General features: G+C 71.7%; 16 protein-coding genes and 1 pseudogene. 12 read left to right on the top strand and 5 right to left on the bottom strand.

The annotated features are described in order from the left end of the window. The first annotated feature begins 4 nt into the window (after positions 1 to 4). The 5 genes from F0344_RS09395 (at position 5) to F0344_RS09375 (ending at position 5,056) form a co-directional block, all read left to right on the top strand. Positions 5 to 997, top strand: coding sequence for an ABC transporter ATP-binding protein (locus F0344_RS09395; protein WP_185298341.1), 993 nt, complete (start codon positions 5 to 7; stop codon positions 995 to 997). Further along, on the top strand, positions 994 to 2,139 hold the full coding sequence (locus tag F0344_RS09390; RefSeq protein WP_185298340.1) for an ABC transporter ATP-binding protein: 1,146 nt from the start codon (positions 994 to 996) through the stop codon (positions 2,137 to 2,139). Before F0344_RS09395 ends, F0344_RS09390 begins: the two co-directional genes overlap by 4 nt. A gap of 46 nt (positions 2,140 to 2,185) precedes the next feature. Then, positions 2,186 to 2,845, top strand: a complete 660-nt coding sequence (locus tag F0344_RS09385; RefSeq protein ID WP_185298339.1) for a trimeric intracellular cation channel family protein — start codon at positions 2,186 to 2,188, stop codon at positions 2,843 to 2,845. A gap of 102 nt (positions 2,846 to 2,947) precedes the next feature. Then, entirely contained in the window at positions 2,948 to 3,811 is an 864-nt protein-coding gene (locus F0344_RS09380) for a thioesterase family protein (RefSeq protein WP_185298338.1), read from the top strand. A 45-nt stretch (positions 3,812 to 3,856) separates the two neighbouring features. Continuing rightward, positions 3,857 to 5,056: a serine/threonine-protein kinase gene (locus F0344_RS09375; RefSeq protein WP_185302593.1), complete on the top strand. Its 1,200-nt coding sequence runs from the start codon at positions 3,857 to 3,859 to the stop codon at positions 5,054 to 5,056. Between the two features lie 41 nt (positions 5,057 to 5,097). Here the strand turns inward: F0344_RS09375 and F0344_RS09370 are convergent, their stop codons facing one another. Beyond that, positions 5,098 to 6,510 carry an aminopeptidase P family protein gene (locus tag F0344_RS09370; RefSeq protein WP_185298337.1) on the bottom strand — a complete coding sequence of 471 codons (1,413 nt, stop codon included), beginning with the start codon at positions 6,508 to 6,510 and terminating at the stop codon, positions 5,098 to 5,100. 139 nt (positions 6,511 to 6,649) lie between these two features. On the opposite strand from F0344_RS09370, the gene F0344_RS09365 reads away from it, so the two are divergent. Then, positions 6,650 to 7,633, top strand: coding sequence for a LuxR family transcriptional regulator (locus tag F0344_RS09365; RefSeq protein ID WP_185298336.1), 984 nt, complete (start codon positions 6,650 to 6,652; stop codon positions 7,631 to 7,633). Between the two features lie 20 nt (positions 7,634 to 7,653). On the opposite strand, the pseudogene F0344_RS09360 reads toward F0344_RS09365, so the two are convergent. Beyond that, positions 7,654 to 8,508 (bottom strand): annotated as a pseudogene (locus tag F0344_RS09360) (alpha/beta fold hydrolase). A gap of 34 nt (positions 8,509 to 8,542) precedes the next feature. Here F0344_RS09360 and F0344_RS09355 point away from each other — a divergent pair. Continuing rightward, the gene (locus F0344_RS09355) at positions 8,543 to 9,712 is read left to right on the top strand and encodes a cysteine desulfurase family protein (protein WP_185298335.1); all 1,170 of its coding nucleotides are present in this window, start codon (positions 8,543 to 8,545) and stop codon (positions 9,710 to 9,712) included. Here F0344_RS09355 and F0344_RS09350 read toward each other — a convergent pair. After that, positions 9,705 to 10,403 (bottom strand): N-acetylmuramoyl-L-alanine amidase, encoded by a 699-nt coding sequence (locus F0344_RS09350; protein WP_185298334.1) that lies wholly within the window; start codon positions 10,401 to 10,403, stop codon positions 9,705 to 9,707. The two genes, F0344_RS09355 and F0344_RS09350, sit on opposite strands and share 8 nt — an antisense overlap. A gap of 61 nt (positions 10,404 to 10,464) precedes the next feature. Here F0344_RS09350 and mnmA point away from each other — a divergent pair, with 61 nt between their 5' ends. Continuing rightward, the gene (gene mnmA / locus F0344_RS09345) at positions 10,465 to 11,595 is read left to right on the top strand and encodes a tRNA 2-thiouridine(34) synthase MnmA (RefSeq protein ID WP_185298333.1); all 1,131 of its coding nucleotides are present in this window, start codon (positions 10,465 to 10,467) and stop codon (positions 11,593 to 11,595) included. A 12-nt stretch (positions 11,596 to 11,607) separates the two neighbouring features. On the opposite strand, the gene F0344_RS09340 is transcribed toward mnmA, so the two are convergent. Both F0344_RS09340 and F0344_RS09335 read right to left on the bottom strand, forming a co-directional pair. After that, the gene (locus F0344_RS09340) at positions 11,608 to 12,408 is read right to left on the bottom strand and encodes an alpha/beta fold hydrolase (protein WP_185298332.1); all 801 of its coding nucleotides are present in this window, start codon (positions 12,406 to 12,408) and stop codon (positions 11,608 to 11,610) included. Positions 12,409 to 12,514: 106 nt separating this feature from the next. Then, positions 12,515 to 12,862, bottom strand: a complete 348-nt coding sequence (locus F0344_RS09335; RefSeq protein ID WP_185298331.1) for a DUF427 domain-containing protein — start codon at positions 12,860 to 12,862, stop codon at positions 12,515 to 12,517. 89 nt (positions 12,863 to 12,951) lie between these two features. Here F0344_RS09335 and F0344_RS09330 point away from each other — a divergent pair, with 89 nt between their 5' ends. The 4 genes from F0344_RS09330 (at position 12,952) to ligA (ending at position 17,576) form a co-directional block, all read left to right on the top strand. Continuing rightward, positions 12,952 to 13,491, top strand: coding sequence for an LOG family protein (locus F0344_RS09330; protein WP_185298330.1), 540 nt, complete (start codon positions 12,952 to 12,954; stop codon positions 13,489 to 13,491). A 29-nt stretch (positions 13,492 to 13,520) separates the two neighbouring features. Beyond that, positions 13,521 to 14,210, top strand: coding sequence for an SDR family oxidoreductase (locus F0344_RS09325; RefSeq protein ID WP_185298329.1), 690 nt, complete (start codon positions 13,521 to 13,523; stop codon positions 14,208 to 14,210). Positions 14,211 to 14,327: 117 nt separating this feature from the next. Further along, positions 14,328 to 15,353 (top strand): methionine synthase, encoded by a 1,026-nt coding sequence (locus F0344_RS09320; RefSeq protein WP_185298328.1) that lies wholly within the window; start codon positions 14,328 to 14,330, stop codon positions 15,351 to 15,353. 30 nt (positions 15,354 to 15,383) lie between these two features. Continuing rightward, positions 15,384 to 17,576, top strand: coding sequence for an NAD-dependent DNA ligase LigA (ligA, locus tag F0344_RS09315; RefSeq protein ID WP_185298327.1), 2,193 nt, complete (start codon positions 15,384 to 15,386; stop codon positions 17,574 to 17,576). Positions 17,577 to 17,892: the final 316 nt, after the last annotated feature.

Here is a 17,892-nt window from a genome sequence, read left to right as displayed (position 1 = left end):
TCCCATGGCACTGCTCAATGTCGAAGACCTCAGCGTCACGTTCGGCGGACGCGGCCGCAAGGACTCCGTCGCGGTCGACGGTGTCTCCTTCACCGTGGACCAGGGCCAGGTCGTCGGCCTGGTGGGCGAGTCGGGCTGCGGCAAGTCCGTGACCTCCCTCGCGCTGATGGGCCTGCTGCCCGACAAGGGTGTGAAGGTCGGCGGACGCGTGGAGTTCGACGGGGAGAACCTGTTGACCATGAGCCCGCGCAAGCTGCGCGGGATGCGCGGCAGCCAGCTGGCGATGATCTTCCAGGACCCGCTGTCCTCGCTGAACCCGGTGATCCCCATCGGTATCCAGGTGACCGAGATCCTCCAGCGCCATCGCGGGCTGAAGGGGGAGGCCGCCCGCAAGGAGGCCGCCGGTCTCCTGGACCGGGTCGGCATCCCCGACCCGCGCCGGCGGCTGAAGGAATACCCGCACCAGCTGTCCGGCGGTATGCGCCAGCGCGCGCTCATCGCCATGGCGGTGGCCTGTGCACCGCGGCTGCTCATCGCCGACGAGCCGACCACCGCGCTCGATGTGACCATCCAGGCGCAGATCCTGGAACTCCTCAAGGAACTCGTCGACCAGTCGGGCACCGCCCTGCTGATGATCACGCACGACCTCGGTGTCGTCGCCGGAATCTGCGACGAGGTCAATGTCCTGTACGCGGGCCGGGCGGTGGAGTCCGCGAACCGGCGGGAACTGTTCGCCGCGCCCACGCACCCGTACGCCCACGGGCTGCTCGGTTCCATCCCGCGTCTGGACGCGCCGCGCGGCGAGCCGCTCCGCCCCATCCGGGGATCGATCAACGACAAGATCGCCTGGGCCGACGGCTGCGCCTTCGCACCCCGCTGCGATCACTACACGATGGAGTGCCTGACCGGCACTCCTGAACTGACCGAACCACGCACGGCCGGACACCAGGTGCGCTGCGTCAACCCGGTCCTGCCCAAGGCGGAGGTATCGGCATGAGCCTGCTCGAACTCGACGATGTCAAGGTTCATTTCCCCGTCAAGAAGGGCCTCGTGTTCGACCGTACGGTCGGACACGTCTACGCCGTCGACGGCATCTCGCTGAGCGTCGAGGCCGGACAGACGTACGGCCTGGTGGGCGAGTCGGGCTGCGGCAAGACGACGCTGGGCCGGGCGGTGCTGCGGCTGGTCGACATCACCGCCGGCGGGGTCGTCTTCGACGGCACCGACCTGGCCAAGCTGCCGGACGAGGAGATGCGGCGCTACCGCCGCAGGCTCCAGATGGTCTTCCAGGACCCGCTCGGCAGTCTCAACCCGCGCCAGAACATCGAGTCGATCCTCTCCGAGGGCATGGCGGCCCACGGGATCGGCACCGACCGTGCGGACCGCCGGGAGAAGATCAAGGCGATCCTCGCCAAGGTCGGCCTGCCCACCAACTCGCTGTCCCGCTATCCCCATGAGTTCTCCGGCGGACAGCGTCAGCGCATCGGTATCGCCCGGGCCCTCGTGCTCGAACCGGACGTGATCATCTGCGACGAGCCGGTCTCGGCGCTCGACGTGTCGATCCAGGCGCAGGTCATCAACCTCCTGGAGGAACTGCAGGAGTCACTGGGGCTGACGTACCTCGTCATCGCCCATGACCTCGCCGTGGTCCGCCACATCTCGGACGTCATCGGGGTCATGTACCTGGGCTCACTGGTGGAGGAGGCGCCGAGCGACGCGCTGTACGCCGAGCCGAAGCACCCGTACACCAAGGCGCTCATGTCCGCGGTGCCGGTGCCCGACCCGGAGGTCGAGGACCGCCGGGAGCGGATCCTGCTCCAGGGCGACCTGCCCTCGCCCGCCAATCCGCCGGCCGGCTGCCGCTTCCACACGCGGTGCCCCTGGGCGCAGGACACGCTGTGCGCCACGGAGCGCCCGGTGCTGACGGATGTCGGCGGCGGGCACAAGGTGGCCTGCCACTTCGCGGCCGAGATCGAAGCCGGCACGGTCGGGCTGAACCGGCCGATCGGCATCGAGGCGGTCGTGGGCGAGGGCACTCCTCCGCTCGTCGAGGCGGCGGAACCCGCCGACGAACCGGCCGGGGAGTCCGGGGCGGTGCCCGCGCCGCGCGAGGCCGCGGAGAAGGCCGACACCGTCTGAGCACTCCGGGCGGCGTCGGAGCCGCCGGACCCTGTAGAACTGTCCGGTGCTCCTCGAACTGTTCACGCCCTCCGTCCAGCATGCGCTCGACATCGCCGGGATTTTCGTCTTCGCGATCTCGGGCGCACTGCTCGCCGTACGCAAGAACTTCGATGTCTTCGGCATCGCGGTACTCGCCGAGGTGACAGCGCTGGGCGGAGGGCTGTTCCGTGACGTGATCATCGGCGCGATCCCGCCCGCCGCCTTCACGGATCTGGGCTACTTCACCACCCCGCTGCTCGCCGCGGGACTGGTCTTCTTCCTGCACCCCCACGTCGAGCGCATCCAGGTGGGCGTCAACGTCTTCGACGCCGCGGGTCTCGGGCTCTTCTGCGTCACGGGGACGGTGAAGGCGTACGAGTACGGCCTCGGTCTGACCGCGTCGGCGGCCCTCGGGCTGACCACCGCGGTCGGCGGCGGTGTCCTGCGCGACGTACTGGCCAACGAGGTGCCCTCACTGCTGCGCTGGGACCGCGACCTCTACGCGGTGCCCGCGATCGTGGGGGCCGCGATGGTCGCGCTGTGCATCCGCTTCGACACACTGAGCGCCTTCACCAGCGGTGCGGCGGTGATCACCGCGTTCACGCTGAGGCTGCTCGCGATGCGCTTCCACTGGCGTGCGCCGCGCGCGTACAACCGCCGTTCGGCCAGGGCCGAGGAAGGCTAGGCCGCGCAGGGCCGGGGGCGAGGGGGGTCGGGGCTCCGTCCCGCGACCCCGCGATGCGAAAAAGCTACCGCTCAGTAATACAATCGGTGTACCGTGCATTCCATGGCACAGGCAGCGCAGATGGCGCAGACGGCGCAGGCAACCATCGGGGACAGCGAGTTCGACCGGGACACCGCTGTCACGCTCCGTGAGGAGGGAGTCTACGACGCGGAACTCTCCGCGGGCTGGACGATCATCCACGCCGTCAACGGCGGCTATCTGCTGGCCATGCTCGGCCGGGCCCTTGGACAGTCGCTCCCGCACTCCGACCCGTTCTCGGTCTCGGCGCACTACCTCACCGCCTCCGTACCCGGCCCCGCGGTGATCCGTACGCAGGTAGTCCGCACCGGCCGCACGCTCTCCACCGGCCAGGCCTCCCTCTTCCAGTACGCGGAGGACGGCACCGAGACCGAGCGCATCCGGGTCCTCGCCACTTACGGAGACCTGGAGGCACTCACCGACGACATCCGCACCTCGGCCCAGCCGCCCGCGATCCCGCCGCTTGAGCAGTGCCTCGGCGCGGGCGACGGGCCGGCCCCGATCCCCGGCAGCTCCGCCATCACCGGGCGCCTCTCCGTCAAGCTCGACCCCGCGACCGTCGGCTGGGCCATCGGCGCCCCGTCCGGCAAGGGCGAGATGCGCGGCTGGTTCGGTCTGGCGGACGGGCGCGACGCGGACCCGCTCTCCCTGCTGCTCACGGTGGACGCCATGCCCCCGACCTCGTTCGAACTGGGCCTCAAGGGCTGGACGCCCACCATCGAGCTGACGACCCACATCCGCTGCCGCCCCGCCCCCGGCCCCCTGCGCGTCTCCATCACCACCCGTAACCTCGCGGGCGGGTTCCTGGAGGAGGACGCGGACGTCTGGGACAGCGCCGACCGGCTGGTCGCCCAGTCCCGTCAACTGGCCAGGGCTCCGCGCGGCTAGGGCCACGTCATACTGATGCGCGACAGCACAGGGGGCGTGCGGCGCATGGAGTACGGGGTGAGCGGGGTGGACGTGCCGGAGCGTATCGGTGTGTACGCGGTGGAACGGGAGCTGGGCGCCGGGGGGATGGGCACCGTCTATCTGGCGCGCTCGCGCGGCGGGCGCTCGGTTGCCGTGAAGGTGGCGCGTCCGGAACTCGCGGCCGACCCGCACTTCCGCGCGCGGTTCGGCGCCGAGGTCGCGGCCGCCCGCAGGGTGGGCGGCTTCCACACGGCGCAGGTCGTGGACGCGGACCCGGAGGCGCCGGCGCCCTGGCTGGCCACGGCGTACATCCCCGGCCCCACCCTGGCCGCCCTGCTCGGGGCGGAGGGCCCGATGGGCGAGGAGCGGCTGCGGCAGCTGGGAGCGGCCCTCGCCGAGGCGCTGGCGGCGATTCACGGCTGCGGTCTGGTGCACCGCGACCTCAAGCCCAGCAACATCATCATGGCCCCCGACGGCCCGAGGGTTCTCGACTTCGGCATCGCGCGCGCCATGGAGTCCAGCCGCCTGACCTCCACCGGGGTGGCGTTCGGGACCCCCGGATTCCTGGCGCCCGAGCAGGCGCAGGGCGAGGAAGTCGGCGGTGCGGCCGATGTGTTCGCCCTCGGGGCCGTGCTGGTCGCGGCGGCGGGCGGCAGCGCTTTCGGCGGGGGCACGCCGATGGGCCTGATGTACCGTGCGGTGCACGAGCCGGCGGACCTGTCCGCGGTGCCCGCGGGCCTGTGGCCGGTGCTCGCGTCCTGCCTGGCCAAGGACCCCGCCCAAAGGCCCACGCCCGAGCGCCTGTTGGACCTGCTGGCGCCGGACCCGACGGCCTACTCGCCCACGGTGTACGCACCCGCGGTGGCCGTGCCCCGGCAGCCCGCCGAGCCGGTCCCCGTCCACCAGGCACCTACCGAGACCGCGCCCGCCCGTCCCGGGCCGGAACAGGCCGGCGGTGGCCCCGTCTTCACGGCGGCGGACGTGAGGAGTGCCGTCCTGATCGACGCCGGGGGAGTGCTCCTCGAATCCGATACGCGGAGCCTCCACTTCGGCTGGGACCGGATCAGCGCCGTCGACCACACGGCCGAGCCCCGCAAACACCTCATGGTGACCGTTCGGCTGCACGACGGCACGGCCCATCAGCAACTGGTCCACGCCCGCAGGACCAGCCGCCTCAAGGAGTGGCTCGAGGACCTTCCGCTGATCCTCGACTGCTTCAGGTAGGCCCTCCGCACGTCCCGGCCACGCGGCTCCGTCGCGCCTGCTCAGCCCGCCAGCCGGGCCATCCACGCCTCGACGTCGTCCGCCGACCGGGGCAGGGCGGCCGACAGGTTCTCGTGCCCGTCCTCGGTGACGAGCAGATCGTCCTCGATGCGGACGCCGATACCGCGCCACTCCTCGGGCACCGTGAGATCGTCAGGCTGGAAGTACAGGCCGGGCTCGACGGTGAGGACCATGCCCGGCTCCAGCACGCCGTCGACGTACCCCTCGTTCCTGGCCTGCGCGCAGTCGTGGACGTCCAGGCCGAGCATGTGGCCGGTGCCCGCCATGGTGAAGCGCCGCTGGAGGCCGAGGTCGTACGCGCGGTCGGCCGGACCCTCGATGAAGCCCCACTCGACCAGCCGGACCGCCAGGTGGCGCTGCGCCGCCTCATGGAAGTCGCGGTACGCGGCGCCCGGCTTGACGGCGGCCATCCCGGCCTCCTGGGCCTCGTACACCGCGTCGTAGACCGTGCGCTGGAGGGGAGTGAAGGTCCCGTCGATCGGCAGTGTGCGCGTGACGTCGGCGGTGTAGAGGGTGTGGGTCTCCACGCCGGCGTCGAGCAGGAGCAGGTCGCCGGGGCGCACCGGACCGTCGTTGTCCGTCCAGTGCATGATCGTGGCGTGCTCGCCCGCGGCGCAGATCGAGCCGTAGCCGACGGAGTTGCCCTCGAGCCGGGCGCGGCGGAAGAACGTGCCCTCGATCCATCGCTCGGACGACGCGACGGCCCTGGAGAGCTCACCGATCACATCGGTGAATCCGCGCACGGTGGAGTCGACGGCCTTACGGAGTTCGGCGGTCTCCCAGGCGTCCTTGACGAGGCGGAGATCGCTGAGCGCCCCTTCCAGTTCGGCGTCCCGCTCCTCCTCGGTCGTGACGGCCGCCTCCAGGGACGGGTCGAGGCCGCGGACGATCCGGGTCGGCGCGCCGGAAGCCGCCGCGAGGTCCTCGGCCGCCGTGCGGACGTCGCGGCAGGGCAGGCCGAGTACGCGCTCCGCCTCGGCGAGGGAGCGGCGCCGGCCCATCCACAGCTCGGCCGTGGCGCCGGTCCAGAACTCGTCGTCGGTCCTGCTGTCCCGGGGCAGCTGGTAGCAGTAGGCGTCGTGGCCGCCTTCCGCACGCGGTACGAGGACGAGGGCGCCGTCGCGGGCCCGGTCTCCGGACATGTGCACGTAGCCCGAGTAGGGGCGGAACGCATAGGTGTCGTCGTTCGAGCGGACCTTGAGGTTCCCGGAGGGGATCACGAGGCGTTCGCCGGGGAAGAGCGCGGAGAGCGCGGCGCGGCGGAGGGCCGCGTACGGAGCCTGCTCGTCGAGCCGCAGGTCGTGCTGCTCGGTGTCCGCCCAGCCCGTCCGCATCAGCGCGGAGAGTTCCTCGGAGATCCCTGAGTACAGACCGTTCTTTCGGTGCTTCGCCACGTCGTACACCTTCTTCTGGAGGGTCGCCGGTCGTCGGCGGTTCCTGGACGGTAAGGCGCCCCGGGTACATGTGGTGCCCAGGCGTGCCACTGGCACGGATCGGCCACCGTCTCCGTGGGCGGCGTCGATAATGCGGCGTATGACGAACGAGAAACTCGGTGACGCCCTCCGGCTGCTGGGAGTCGGCCAGGCGGCGGGCCGGGTCTATCTGGCGCTGCTGGAGCTGGCCCCGGCTCCGCTGCGTGCCATCGGGGCCGCGGCGGGTGTGGGCGGCGCGGAGTTCACCGCGGCGTACGGCGCCCTGGTCGACGCGGGCCTGGCCAGTGCCGCCGAGGCGGGTGAGGACGTGGTGGCCCCTGTTCCGCCGACCGCCGGCCTGGCGGTCCTCGCCCGGCACCGGGCGGCCGAGGTCGAGGAGTCGCGCCTCACCGTCGGGGGCGCGTTCGAGTCGTTCCGCCGCCAGAGGCTCGCCGCGTACAGCGACCACCTCGTCGAGGTCGTCACCGGCGATGCCATCGGCCCCAGGGTCAGTCACGCCTGGGCGAGCGCCCGTGAGCAGATCCGGCAGCTGGAGTCACCGCCGTACTTCCCGCTGCCCAGGGCGACGGACGACGCGCTGGCCACGCTCGCCCGCGGGGTGACGCAGCGTGTCGTGTACTCCCGGGAGTCGCTGGAGCATCCGGGCCGCCTGAAGGACGTCATCGAACCGTGCGTCAAGGCCGGCGAACAGGCCAGGGTGCTGCCGTCGGTACCGGTCAAGCTCGTGATCATCGACGAGGCGTACGCGCTCGTGTCGCTGTCGATCCAGGAGGCCGACGTGCACAGCACCATGCTGGTCGTGCAGCCGTGCGGGCTGCTGTCCGCGCTCATGGCCCTGTTCGAGCAGTCCTGGCAGAACGCCCTGCCGTTCCACGGCCGCACCACCGCCCCGGGCGGACTGCCGCCCGCCGACCGCCGCCTCCTGTGGCTCCTCGCGGGCGGCGCGAGCGACGAGGTCATCGCCCGCGAGCTGGGAGTCAGCCGGCGCACACTGTTCCGCCGGCTGCAGGTCCTCATGGCCCGGCTGGGTGCGGCGAACCGCTTTCAGCTGGCCTTGCAGGCGCAGCGCAGCGGCTGGCTGTGATGTGAAGCGAGGCCTCCGGCTCATCGTGACCGCAGGAATCCCGTGAGCGCAGCGGTCAGCTCCGCCGGGGCGTCCTCCTGGACGCCGGTGTCCGGCCCCGCCGATCAGCCGCAGCTCCGCGCCCGGGATCAGCCCGGCCGGCTCGTGCCCCCGGGCGGCCGGGATCCAGGTGTCCTCGGCGCCCCAGCAGATCAGTACCGGCAGACCGAGTTCGCCGTACCTCCCCTGGATCTCGTCGGTGAACCGCTGGTCGTTCTGGGTGATCTGCCGGTAGAAGGCCGGCTGTCCGTCCTGCGTGCGCCACGGCGCGACGAGCCGGCCGAGTACGTCCGGGTGCAGTCCGGCGTGACTCGCCGAGGCGACCTACTTCATCACCAGCGCCCGGTGGAGCCCGGCGGGCAACTGCTCGAAGACCTCCGGACACGGCTGCCCAGCAGCCGGTACGTGGGCGAGCCCCACGGCGCCAGTGCCACCGGGTCCACGAACGCGAGGCGGCGGTAGCGGGCCCCGTGCGGCAGGTGGGCGCGCAGGGCGACGCAGCCGCCGAAGTCGTGGGCGGCCACGGCCGGTCCGCTCACTCCCCAGTGGTGGAGGAGTTCGGTGAGGACGACGGCCTGGGCGCGGAGCGAGACGTCCTGGTCCGTGTGCAGGGCGGAGGCGCCGTAGCCGGGCAGGTCCCAGACGTACACCCGGTGGGCCTGCGCCGGCGCGCGGGCGATGCCACGCCACACGTACGAGGAGAACGGCGTGCCGTGCACGAGGACGACAGGCGGCGCCTCCTCGGGGCCGAGCACCGCCCAGCGCACCTCGCCCGACGTGCTGGTCCGTACGCGGCCGCGGTGTGCGCGGACGGCCTGCGGTGACGCGCCCTGCACGCGCCGGCCCCGGGCTCGTAGAATCGAGCCCACCATGGCCTACCTCGACCACGCCGCGACCACGCCGATGCTTCCGGAAGCGATCGCTGCGATGACCGCCCAGCTCGCCGCCACCGGCAACGCGTCCTCCCTGCACGCCGCGGGACGCCGGGCCCGCCGTACCGTCGAGGAGTCGAGAGAAGCCCTCGCCGACGCACTCGGCGCACGGCCGAGCGAGGTGGTCTTCACCTCCGGCGGCACCGAGGCGGACAACCTCGCGGTGAAGGGCCTCTACTGGGCCCGCCGCGACGCGGACCCCCGCCGCACCCGGATCCTCGCCAGCCCCGTCGAACACCACGCCGTGCTCGACGCCGTCCACTGGCTCGCCGAACACGAGGGCGCCACCGTCGACTACCTCCCTGTCGACGGTTACGGCCGAGTCCATCCGGAAGCGCTGCGCGAGGCGGTCCTCCGCGACCCCGACGACATCGCGCTGATCACCGTGATGTGGGCCAACAACGAGATCGGCACCGTCATGCCGGTACATGAACTGGCTGCTGTGGCATGCGAGTTCGATGTACCCATGCATGCCGACGCGGTGCAGGCGTTCGGTCAGCTGGAGGTCGACTTCGCCCGCTCCGGACTGGCGGCGATGACCGTCAGCGCCCACAAGATCGGCGGTCCCTTCGGTATCGGGGCGCTTCTTCTGGGCCGCGAGTACACCCCCGTACCCGTCCTGCACGGCGGCGGGCAGGAGCGTCATGTGCGCTCCGGCACCCTGGACGTACCGGCCGTCGCCTCCTTCGCCGTCGCCGGACGGCTGGCCGCCGACGGGCGCGAGGACTTCGCCCGGCGGGTCGGCTCGCTCCGCGACGAACTGGTCGCGGCGGTGCTGTCGTCCGTACCGGACGCCGTCCTCGGCGGCGACCCCGCCCCGGGCGGCCGGCTCCCGGCCAACGCCCACTTCACCTTCCCGGGCTGCGAGGGCGACTCGCTGCTGCTGCTCCTGGACGCCCAGGGCATCGAATGCTCCACCGGCTCCGCCTGCACGGCCGGGGTCGCCCAGCCCAGCCACGTACTCCTGGCGACCGGCACCGATCCGGACCTGGCACGCGGCACCCTGCGCTTCTCGCTCGGCCGCACCACGACCGGGCAGGACATCGAGGATGTGGCACGCGCGATAGGCCCGGCGGTGGAACGCGCCAGGACGGCAGGACTCAGCTAGCGGTGCCCTTCCCCGGGGACGGGCTCGCCCTCACGGTCCGGACCAGCTTCAGATAGCGGTCCCAGTCCCAGTGCGGTCCCGGGTCCGTATGGTCCGTGCCCGGGACCTCCACGTGCCCGATGATGTGCTCCCGGTCCACGGGGATCGTGTAGCGCTCGCATATCTCGGCCGTCAGGCGCGCCGACGACGCGTACATCTGCGGGGTGAGGTCGCGGGGGCGGTCGACGAAGCCCTCGTGCTCGATGCCGATGCTGCGCTCGTTGTACGAGCGGTTCCCCGCGTGGAACGCCACATCCAGCTCGCGGATCATCTGCGCCACCCGGCCGTCCTGGCCCACCACGTAATGCGCCGCCGCACCGTGCCCCGGGTCCTGGAAGACCCTCACCGCACTGCGGAAGCTCCCCTGGGTGACATGGATGATCACCCGGTCTATCCCGTAGTCGTCCGGGCGGTCCGCCATCCGCCAGTTCGCCTCCGAGGCCGCCACCCACTGGGCACCGGCGAAATCGAGCTCCCCCGCCTTACGGGGCTTCCGTACGCCCGGCACCCGCCACCAGACGCGCTTCAGCTCGTCCCGCGCCAGGGCGGCAGTGCCCACGGCCGTCACCGCGCCGCCGATCAGTACAGCGCGTCGGCCGATGCCGCGCGCGGGCTTCGAGCCCTGCGCTCCGGCGCTCCCCTTGGTCCCCATGTGATCCACAACGCTTATCCGTGAGCATTCGGTTCCCGGGGCCCCGTACCCTGGTGAGGCTATGACTCAGACCTCCCAGCGCCCCCTCCGTGTCCTCGCCGCCATGTCGGGCGGTGTCGACTCCGCCGTCGCCGCGGCCCGCGCCGCCGAGGCCGGGCACGACGTGACCGGTGTGCACCTCGCCCTTTCCGCGAATCCGCAGTCCTTCCGGACCGGGGCACGCGGCTGTTGCACCATCGAGGATTCCCGTGACGCCCGCCGCGCGGCGGACGTCATCGGCATCCCCTTCTACGTCTGGGACCTGGCGGAACGCTTCCGCGAGGACGTCGTCGAGGACTTCGTCGCCGAGTACGAGGCGGGCCGCACCCCCAACCCGTGCCTCCGCTGCAACGAGAAGATCAAGTTCGCCGCGCTTCTCGACAAGGCCCTCGCCCTCGGCTTCGACGCCGTCTGCACCGGTCACTACGCCACGGTGGTGCTCAACGAGGACGGCAGCCGCGAACTGCACCGGGCGTCCGACATGGCCAAGGACCAGAGCTACGTGCTCGGCGTCCTGGACGAGAAGCAGCTCGCCCACGCGATGTTCCCGCTCGGTGACACCCTCACCACCAAGGACGAGATCCGCGCCGAGGCCGAGCGCCGCGGTCTGGCCGTCGCGAAGAAGCCCGACAGCCACGACATCTGCTTCATCGCCGACGGGGACACCCAGGGTTTCCTCGCCGACCGCCTGGGCGGCAAGGCGGAGGGCGACATCCTCGACGAGGCGGGCGCCAAGCTCGGCACGCACGACGGCGCCTTCGGGTTCACCATCGGCCAGCGCAAGGGTCTGCGCATCGGACACCCGGCCGCCGACGGCAAGCCGCGCTACGTCCTGGACATCTCCCCGGTGAACAACACCGTCACCGTGGGCCCCGTCGAGGCCCTCGACGTCACCGCGCTGACCGCCATCCGGCCCCGCTGGTGCGGCACGCCCCCGTCGGGCCCCGGCGCGTACACCGCGCAGCTCCGCGCCCACGGCGGCGAGACCGAGGCCGCCGCCGAGCTGGTCGACGGCACGCTGCACGTCTCCTTCACCGAGCCGGTACGGGGCGTGGCCCCCGGCCAGGCGGTCGTGCTGTACGACGGCACCCGGGTGGTCGGCTCGGCCACCATCGCGACGACGGTACGCCGCGAGACCGCCTCGGCCGGCTGACCGGGCACCGGGTCACGAGGCCTGGCGCAGGGTCGCCTCCTGCGCGAAGAAGTCCTTGAGGACCGGGGCGATCGCCTGCGGCGCCGGCTCGCGCGTCTGACCCGTCAGGGTGCGGTGGCGGCCTCGCGGCACCGCGACCGCGAGGGCCTGGGCCGTCGCGCGGACCCGAGCCGGGCTGAAACCGCCGCAGACCACCAGCGTGCGGGCCGTGACGGACGCGAGCCGCTGCGCCGGCAGGGCGCCGTCGCCGAGCAGGGCGTCGTCGTACGCGAGGGTGTGCGCCACCGACTCCAGGCCGCGCCACAGCGGGGCGGACCGCATCCGCCCGATCGTCTCCTCATGGACGCCTGTCAGGGACAGGAAGAGTTCCACGGCCCCGCCCCGGTCGCCCGCCGACAACAGGCCGTGCAGACGCGCGGTGCAGCGGGCCTTGTGCAGCAGGCCGTCGGGTCCCGGCGTGTACGGCGGCTCGTACACCGCGAGGAGACCGACCGGCAGACCGGCCGCCTGCGCCTCCAGGGCCAGCGCCCCGCCGGAGAGCATGCCGAAGACGGAGGCGGCCCCGCCCACTTCGCCGATCAGGGCCGCCAGGTCCTCGATCTCGCGCCCCACCGCGTACCGCCCGCCGTCTCCGCTGGAGCCGCGCCCCCGGCGGTCGTACGTGACGACCGTGAAGTACGGCGCCAGCAGGGAAGCCAGCGGAGCGTCGGTCGCCGCGGTGCTCAGCGCGCCGCCCACCAGGACCAGCGGGGGCCCGTCGCCCTGGCGGCGGTACGCGATCGCGGTCCCGTCGCGCGAGAGAGTCCTGTCCATGCAGGGGTGGACTTCGGCGCGCGGAGAAACTCATCGCTGCGGCCGAGAAGTCTCTGAGAACCCTCGGCTCCCCTCGCCGCGAAGGTTGCTGACGGCCGGTCGGGGATCACCCGTCGGCGGACCCGGTGACGATCTCGGTGTCATAAAAACAGAAGTGGTCCTTGATCGCGGCCACTTCGTCCTTGGGGTCGAGGTAGGCCCACACCAGGTCCGCGGCGCCCGGCCGCGACCAGTAGGAGGCATCCCCCTTGAACGGGCAGTGCGTACGGGAGCCCGAAGGCGTCAGCAGCTCCGTACGGACGTCCTCGGGCGGCAGGTAGTAGCGGACCGGGCAGCCCGTCTCGCGCAGCACGAGCGGGCGCCGGCTCTCGGCAAGCACCTGTCCGTCGCGTACCACCCGCACGTGCTCGGTGCCGGGCTCGACGGTGATGCGGTGTCCTCGCAGGGAAGTCATGCAGGTATCAGCGGTGGAACCGGCCGGATTCTTCCCGCCCTCGCACCCCGCCCCCGGGAGGTGTCCGCGGCGGCTCGTACCGTGGGCGCATGAACATCTGTGCCTTCCTCTCCGCCGCCGATCTCGACGCCCGCTACACCCGGCCCGCCCGGGAGTTCGCCGAACTGCTCGGCAAGGGGGGACACACCCTGGTCTGGGGAGGCTCCGAGAGCGGGCTCATGAAGGTCGTCGCCGACGGGGTGCAGGAGGCCGGAGGGCGGCTCGTCGGCGTATCGGTGGACTTCCTGGCGGCCAAGGCGCGCACGAACGCCGACGAGATGGTGATCGCGGGCGATCTGGCCGAGCGCAAGGCACTGCTCCTGGCGAAGTCCGACGCCGTCGTGATCATGGTGGGCGGCACCGGGACGCTCGACGAGGCCACGGAGATCCTCGAGCTCAAGAAGCACGGCAAGCACACCAAGCCCGTCGTCCTGCTGAACGTGGCGGGGTTCTACGACGGTCTGAAGGAGCAGTTCCGGCGCATGGAGGCCGAGGGCTTCCTGCCGATGCCCCTCGCCGAGCTGGTCTTCTTCGCGGAGGACGGCGTGGGCGCACTCGCCTACCTGGAGGAGTCGGCCGGAGTGCGGTGACCGGACGGGTCGGTGGGATCATGGGGCGCATGCCTACTCATCTCATCACCGGTGCCGGTTCCGGCATCGGGGCCGCCGTCGCCCGCCGCCTCCACGAGCGCGGTGACGAACTCTGGCTGCTGGCCCGTGACGCGGGCCGTGCCAAGGAGCTGGCCGCACTCCACCCCGGGGCCCGCACCCTCGTCGGTGACCTCGGCAACCCCGACCGGCTCTCCTGGGCGTTCGGGCAGCAGACCATGCCGGACCGGATCGACTCGCTCCTGCACGTCGCGGGTGTCGTCGAGCTCGGCCGGATCGGCGACCTGACGCCCAAGGCATGGCACTTCCAGCTCAACGCAAACCTGATCGCCCCCGCCGAGATCACCCGTCTCATGCTGCCTCAGCTCCGCATGGCCCGCGGCCACGTCCTCTTCGTGAACTCGGGCGCCGGGCTCAGCGCGCACGCCGAGTGGGGGCCGTACGCCGCGAGCAAGCACGGCCTGAAGGCCCTCGCCGACTCCCTGCGCCACGAGGAGCACGAGAACGGCGTACGGGTGACCTCCGTCTACCCGGGGCGCACGGCCGGCCCCATGCAGGCCAAGGTCCACCAGCAGGAGGGCAAGGAGTACGACGCCTCCCGCTGGATCGACCCCGACTCGGTGGCCACCACGATCCTGATGGCCATCGACCTGCCCCGCGACGCCGAGGTCAACGACCTGACGGTCCGCCCGGGCCGCTGACGGGACGGCACGCGGCCCACCGGCCGGGCCCGTCCGCCCGGCACCGGCCCGACGATCACGCGGACGACCGGCCGGGGCCCGCCCGTGTCCGCCCGCCGCGGGCCGTAGGCTTCCGGCGTGAGCGAGAAGAGCAGGTTCAGCGGGTGTCCGGCCACCGGAATCGGGTCCATGCCGGGCGGCGACGCCCGGGAGGCGGCGAAGACCGTCACCGGGTCCTTCGCAGACGGCCAGGGCATGCCGTATCTGGCGGAACTCCCCGCCCGCGGCCCCGGCGCCGACATGACCGGGCGGACCATCGGGATGCTCGTGGAGATGTTCGGCCATGTCGAGCCGAGCGGCTGGCGGATCAGCGACCGGCCGGGCCGCGACACCCGCCGGGCCCGCTCCTGGCTCGGTGAGGACCTCGACGCGCTTGAGGAGTTCACCCAGGGTTACGAGGGCCTGGTCAAGGTCCAGGCCGTGGGCCCCTGGACGCTGGCCGCGGAACTGGAACTGAGGGGTGGCGAGGCCATGCTCGGGGACCAGGGCGCCTGCCGCGACCTGGCGGGTTCGCTGGCCGAGGGGCTGCGCGGGCACCTCGCCGAGGTACGCCGCCGAGTGCCCGGAGCCGAGGTGGTGCTCCAGCTCGACGAGCCCTCCCTGACCACCGTGCTGCTCGGACGGGTCAGGTCGGCGAGCGGCTACCGCACCTACCCGGCCGTGGACCGGCAGGTCGTCGAGGCGGGCCTGCGTGAGGTGCTGGCGGTGAACGGTGAGGCGCCGACCGTCGTCCACTCGTGCGCGCCCGAGGTGCCCTTCGCGCTGCTGCGACGGGCCGGCGCGGACGCCGTTTCGTTCGACTTCTCGCTGCTCACCGAGCGGGAGGAGGAGACGATCGGGGAAGCCGTCGAGGCCGGCACCCAGCTGTTCCTCGGTGTGGTGCCCGGCATCGACGCCGCCTCGGACGGATTGTCGGACCCTGGCGGTAGCGTCATGGGTGTCAGGACGTTGTGGAGCAGGCTGGGGCTGAATCCGGGGACTCTCGCCGAGTCCGTGGTGGTCACTCCGTCGTGCGGGCTCGCGGGGGCTTCGCCCGCGTACGCGCGTGCCGCGCTCGCCCACTGCGCCCGGGCCGCGAGATCGCTCGCAGACAACCCGGAGTAACGGGGCACGGGGCAACGGGAGGACAGGACGATGGCCGGCGAACAGCAGGCGCAGCGGATCGCGGTGCCGGCACAGGAGCAGGAGCGGCACGCGCTCCTTGCCGAGCAGGTCGAGGAACACCGCTTCCGGTACTACGTGAAGGACCAGCCGGTCGTCAGTGACGCCGAGTTCGACCGGCTGATGCGTGAGCTGGAGGCGCTGGAGGAGCGGTATCCGCAGCTGCGCACGCCGGATTCGCCGACCCAGAAGGTCGCCGGGCCCTACCGGACCGAGTTCACCTCCGTGGAGCACCGCGAGCGCATGCTCTCCCTGGACAACGCCTTCGACGACCTGGAGCTTGCGGCCTGGTCCGAGCGCGTCGCCAAGGACGTCGGCACCGGCGGCTACGACTTCCTGTGCGAGCTCAAGGTGGACGGCCTCGCCGTCAACCTCACCTACGAGCACGGCAGGCTCACCCGCGCGGCCACCCGGGGCGACGGCCGCACCGGCGAGGACATCACACCCAACGTCCGTACGATCGCCGAGATCCCGCACCGGCTGAAGGGTGAGCGGATTCCCGAGCTGGTCGAGATCCGCGGCGAGGTGTTCTTCCCGATGGAGGCCTTCGAGGGGCTCAACGCCCGGCTGGTCGAGGCCGGCGACAAGCCCTTCGCCAATCCGCGCAACGCCGCGGCGGGTTCCCTGCGCCAGAAGGAACCCAAGGTCACCGCCACCCGCCCGCTGCACATGGTGGTGCACGGCATCGGGGCCCGCGAGGGCTTCGACATCGACCGCCTGTCCCAGGGGTACGAGCTGCTGCGGGAGTGGGGCCTGCCCACCGCCAGGCACAACAAGGTCGTCGATTCCATCGACGGCGTACGGGAGTTCATCGCCTACTTCGGCGAGCACCGGCACTCCGTGGAGCACGAGATCGACGGCGTCGTCGTCAAGCTCGACGAGATCCCGCTCCAGGGCCGGCTGGGCTCGACCTCGCGCGCTCCGCGCTGGGCGATCGCCTGGAAGTACGCGCCGGAGGAGGTCAACACCAAGCTGGTGAACATCCGGGTCGGCGTCGGACGCACCGGCAGAGTCACTCCGTACGCCCAGGTCGAGCCCGTCGAAGTGGCCGGTTCCGAGGTCGAGTTCGCCACCCTGCACAACCAGAACGTGGTGAAGGCGAAGGGCGTCCTCATCGGTGACACGGTGGTGCTCCGCAAGGCGGGCGACGTTATCCCGGAGATTCTGGGACCGGTCGTCGATCTGCGTGACGGCGGCGAGCGGCCGTTCGTGATGCCGTCGGAGTGCCCCGAGTGCGGTACCGCGCTGCGTCCGATGAAGGAGGCAGACATCGACCTCCGCTGCCCCAACGCGCGCTCCTGCCCGGCCCAGTTGCGTGAGCGCGTCGCCTATCTCGCGGGCCGCAAGTGCCTGGACATCGACCACTTCGGCTATGTGGCGGCAGCCGCCCTGACCAAGCCGCTGGAGCCGGCCGAGCCTCCCCTGCTGGACGAGGGTGACCTCTTCGGCCTGACGGTCGAACAGCTGCTGCCGATCCGGGCCTACGTCCTGGACCAGGACAGCGGACTGCCCAAGCGTGACCCGAAGACCGGCGAGGAGAAGATCGCGACGGTCTTCGCCAACCAGCAGGGCGAGCCGAAGAAGAACGCCCTCGCGATGCTGGAGGCGATCGCCGCGGCCAAGGCGGCGCCGCTGGCCCGCATTCTCACCGGGCTCTCGATCCGGCACGTGGGGCCGGTCGCCGCCGAGGAACTGGCCCGTCAGTTCCGCTCCATCGGCCGGATCGACGAGGCCTCCGAGGAGGAACTGGCCGCCGCCGACGGAGTCGGCCCCATCATCGCCGCCTCGGTCAAGGAGTGGTTCGCGCAGGACTGGCACCGCGAGATCCTGCGCAAGTGGCGGGAGTCCGGGGTCCGGATGGAGGACGAGGGCGCAGGGGAGGACGAGGGGCCCCGCCCGCTGGAAGGGCTCACCGTCGTCGTCACCGGCACGCTGGCCTCCCATACCAGGGACGGTGCGAAGGAGGCACTCCAGAGCCGTGGGGCGAAGGTCACCGGATCCGTTTCGAAGAAGACCTCCTTCGTGGTGGTGGGCGACAACCCGGGCTCGAAGTACGACAAGGCGATGCAGCTGAAGGTTCCCGTGCTCGACGAGGGCGGCTTCGCCGTCCTGCTCGACGAGGGCCCGGACGCCGCGCGCGAGGCGGCGGTTCCGGCCGAGGGATGACCGCGGGGCGAACATCCGACCGATCCGATCGGTTATCCGATCGGATTCCGGCGCCGATCGATATGCCATCGACATGCCGTCAGGGAGTGGCGCCAGGGGGAGAGGGGAAGAAGGCGGACAAGAGAGCGCGCGTGGTCCGGCACGGCGGCTGATGTCACCCGTTCGGCGCATATCGGAAGCTGACGGACCGCCGGTTCGCAGTCGGGCAAGAGCGGTAGAGCGCTGCCCGTGAGGGGCTTTGGCGGCCTACTGTTGAACGTGCACCTGCCGTGCACGGCTGCGTGGTGGGAAATGGGTCGTAGCGGCATGACAGCGG

Source organism: Streptomyces finlayi, from assembly GCF_014216315.1.
In the GTDB taxonomy this organism is placed as follows: domain Bacteria; phylum Actinomycetota; class Actinomycetes; order Streptomycetales; family Streptomycetaceae; genus Streptomyces; species Streptomyces finlayi_A.
This window is presented reverse-complemented; position numbering and strand designations above follow the sequence as displayed.

Excerpts from the sequence above, each read along its gene's own strand:
- F0344_RS09390 (WP_185298340.1), top strand. The coding sequence starts at position 994 with ATGAGCCTGCTCGAACTCGACGATGTCAAGGTTCATTTCCCCGTCAAG.
- F0344_RS09330 (WP_185298330.1), top strand. The coding sequence starts at position 12,952 with ATGAACATCTGTGCCTTCCTCTCCGCCGCCGATCTCGACGCCCGCTAC.
- F0344_RS09375 (WP_185302593.1), top strand. The coding sequence starts at position 3,857 with ATGGAGTACGGGGTGAGCGGGGTGGACGTGCCGGAGCGTATCGGTGTG.
- F0344_RS09325 (WP_185298329.1), top strand. The coding sequence starts at position 13,521 with ATGCCTACTCATCTCATCACCGGTGCCGGTTCCGGCATCGGGGCCGCC.
- ligA (WP_185298327.1), top strand. The coding sequence starts at position 15,384 with ATGGCCGGCGAACAGCAGGCGCAGCGGATCGCGGTGCCGGCACAGGAG.
- F0344_RS09340 (WP_185298332.1), bottom strand. The coding sequence starts at position 12,408 with ATGGACAGGACTCTCTCGCGCGACGGGACCGCGATCGCGTACCGCCGC.
- F0344_RS09355 (WP_185298335.1), top strand. The coding sequence starts at position 8,543 with ATGGCCTACCTCGACCACGCCGCGACCACGCCGATGCTTCCGGAAGCG.
- F0344_RS09365 (WP_185298336.1), top strand. The coding sequence starts at position 6,650 with ATGACGAACGAGAAACTCGGTGACGCCCTCCGGCTGCTGGGAGTCGGC.
- mnmA (WP_185298333.1), top strand. The coding sequence starts at position 10,465 with ATGACTCAGACCTCCCAGCGCCCCCTCCGTGTCCTCGCCGCCATGTCG.
- F0344_RS09380 (WP_185298338.1), top strand. The coding sequence starts at position 2,948 with ATGGCACAGGCAGCGCAGATGGCGCAGACGGCGCAGGCAACCATCGGG.
- F0344_RS09395 (WP_185298341.1), top strand. The coding sequence starts at position 5 with ATGGCACTGCTCAATGTCGAAGACCTCAGCGTCACGTTCGGCGGACGC.
- F0344_RS09335 (WP_185298331.1), bottom strand. The coding sequence starts at position 12,862 with ATGACTTCCCTGCGAGGACACCGCATCACCGTCGAGCCCGGCACCGAG.
- F0344_RS09350 (WP_185298334.1), bottom strand. The coding sequence starts at position 10,403 with ATGGGGACCAAGGGGAGCGCCGGAGCGCAGGGCTCGAAGCCCGCGCGC.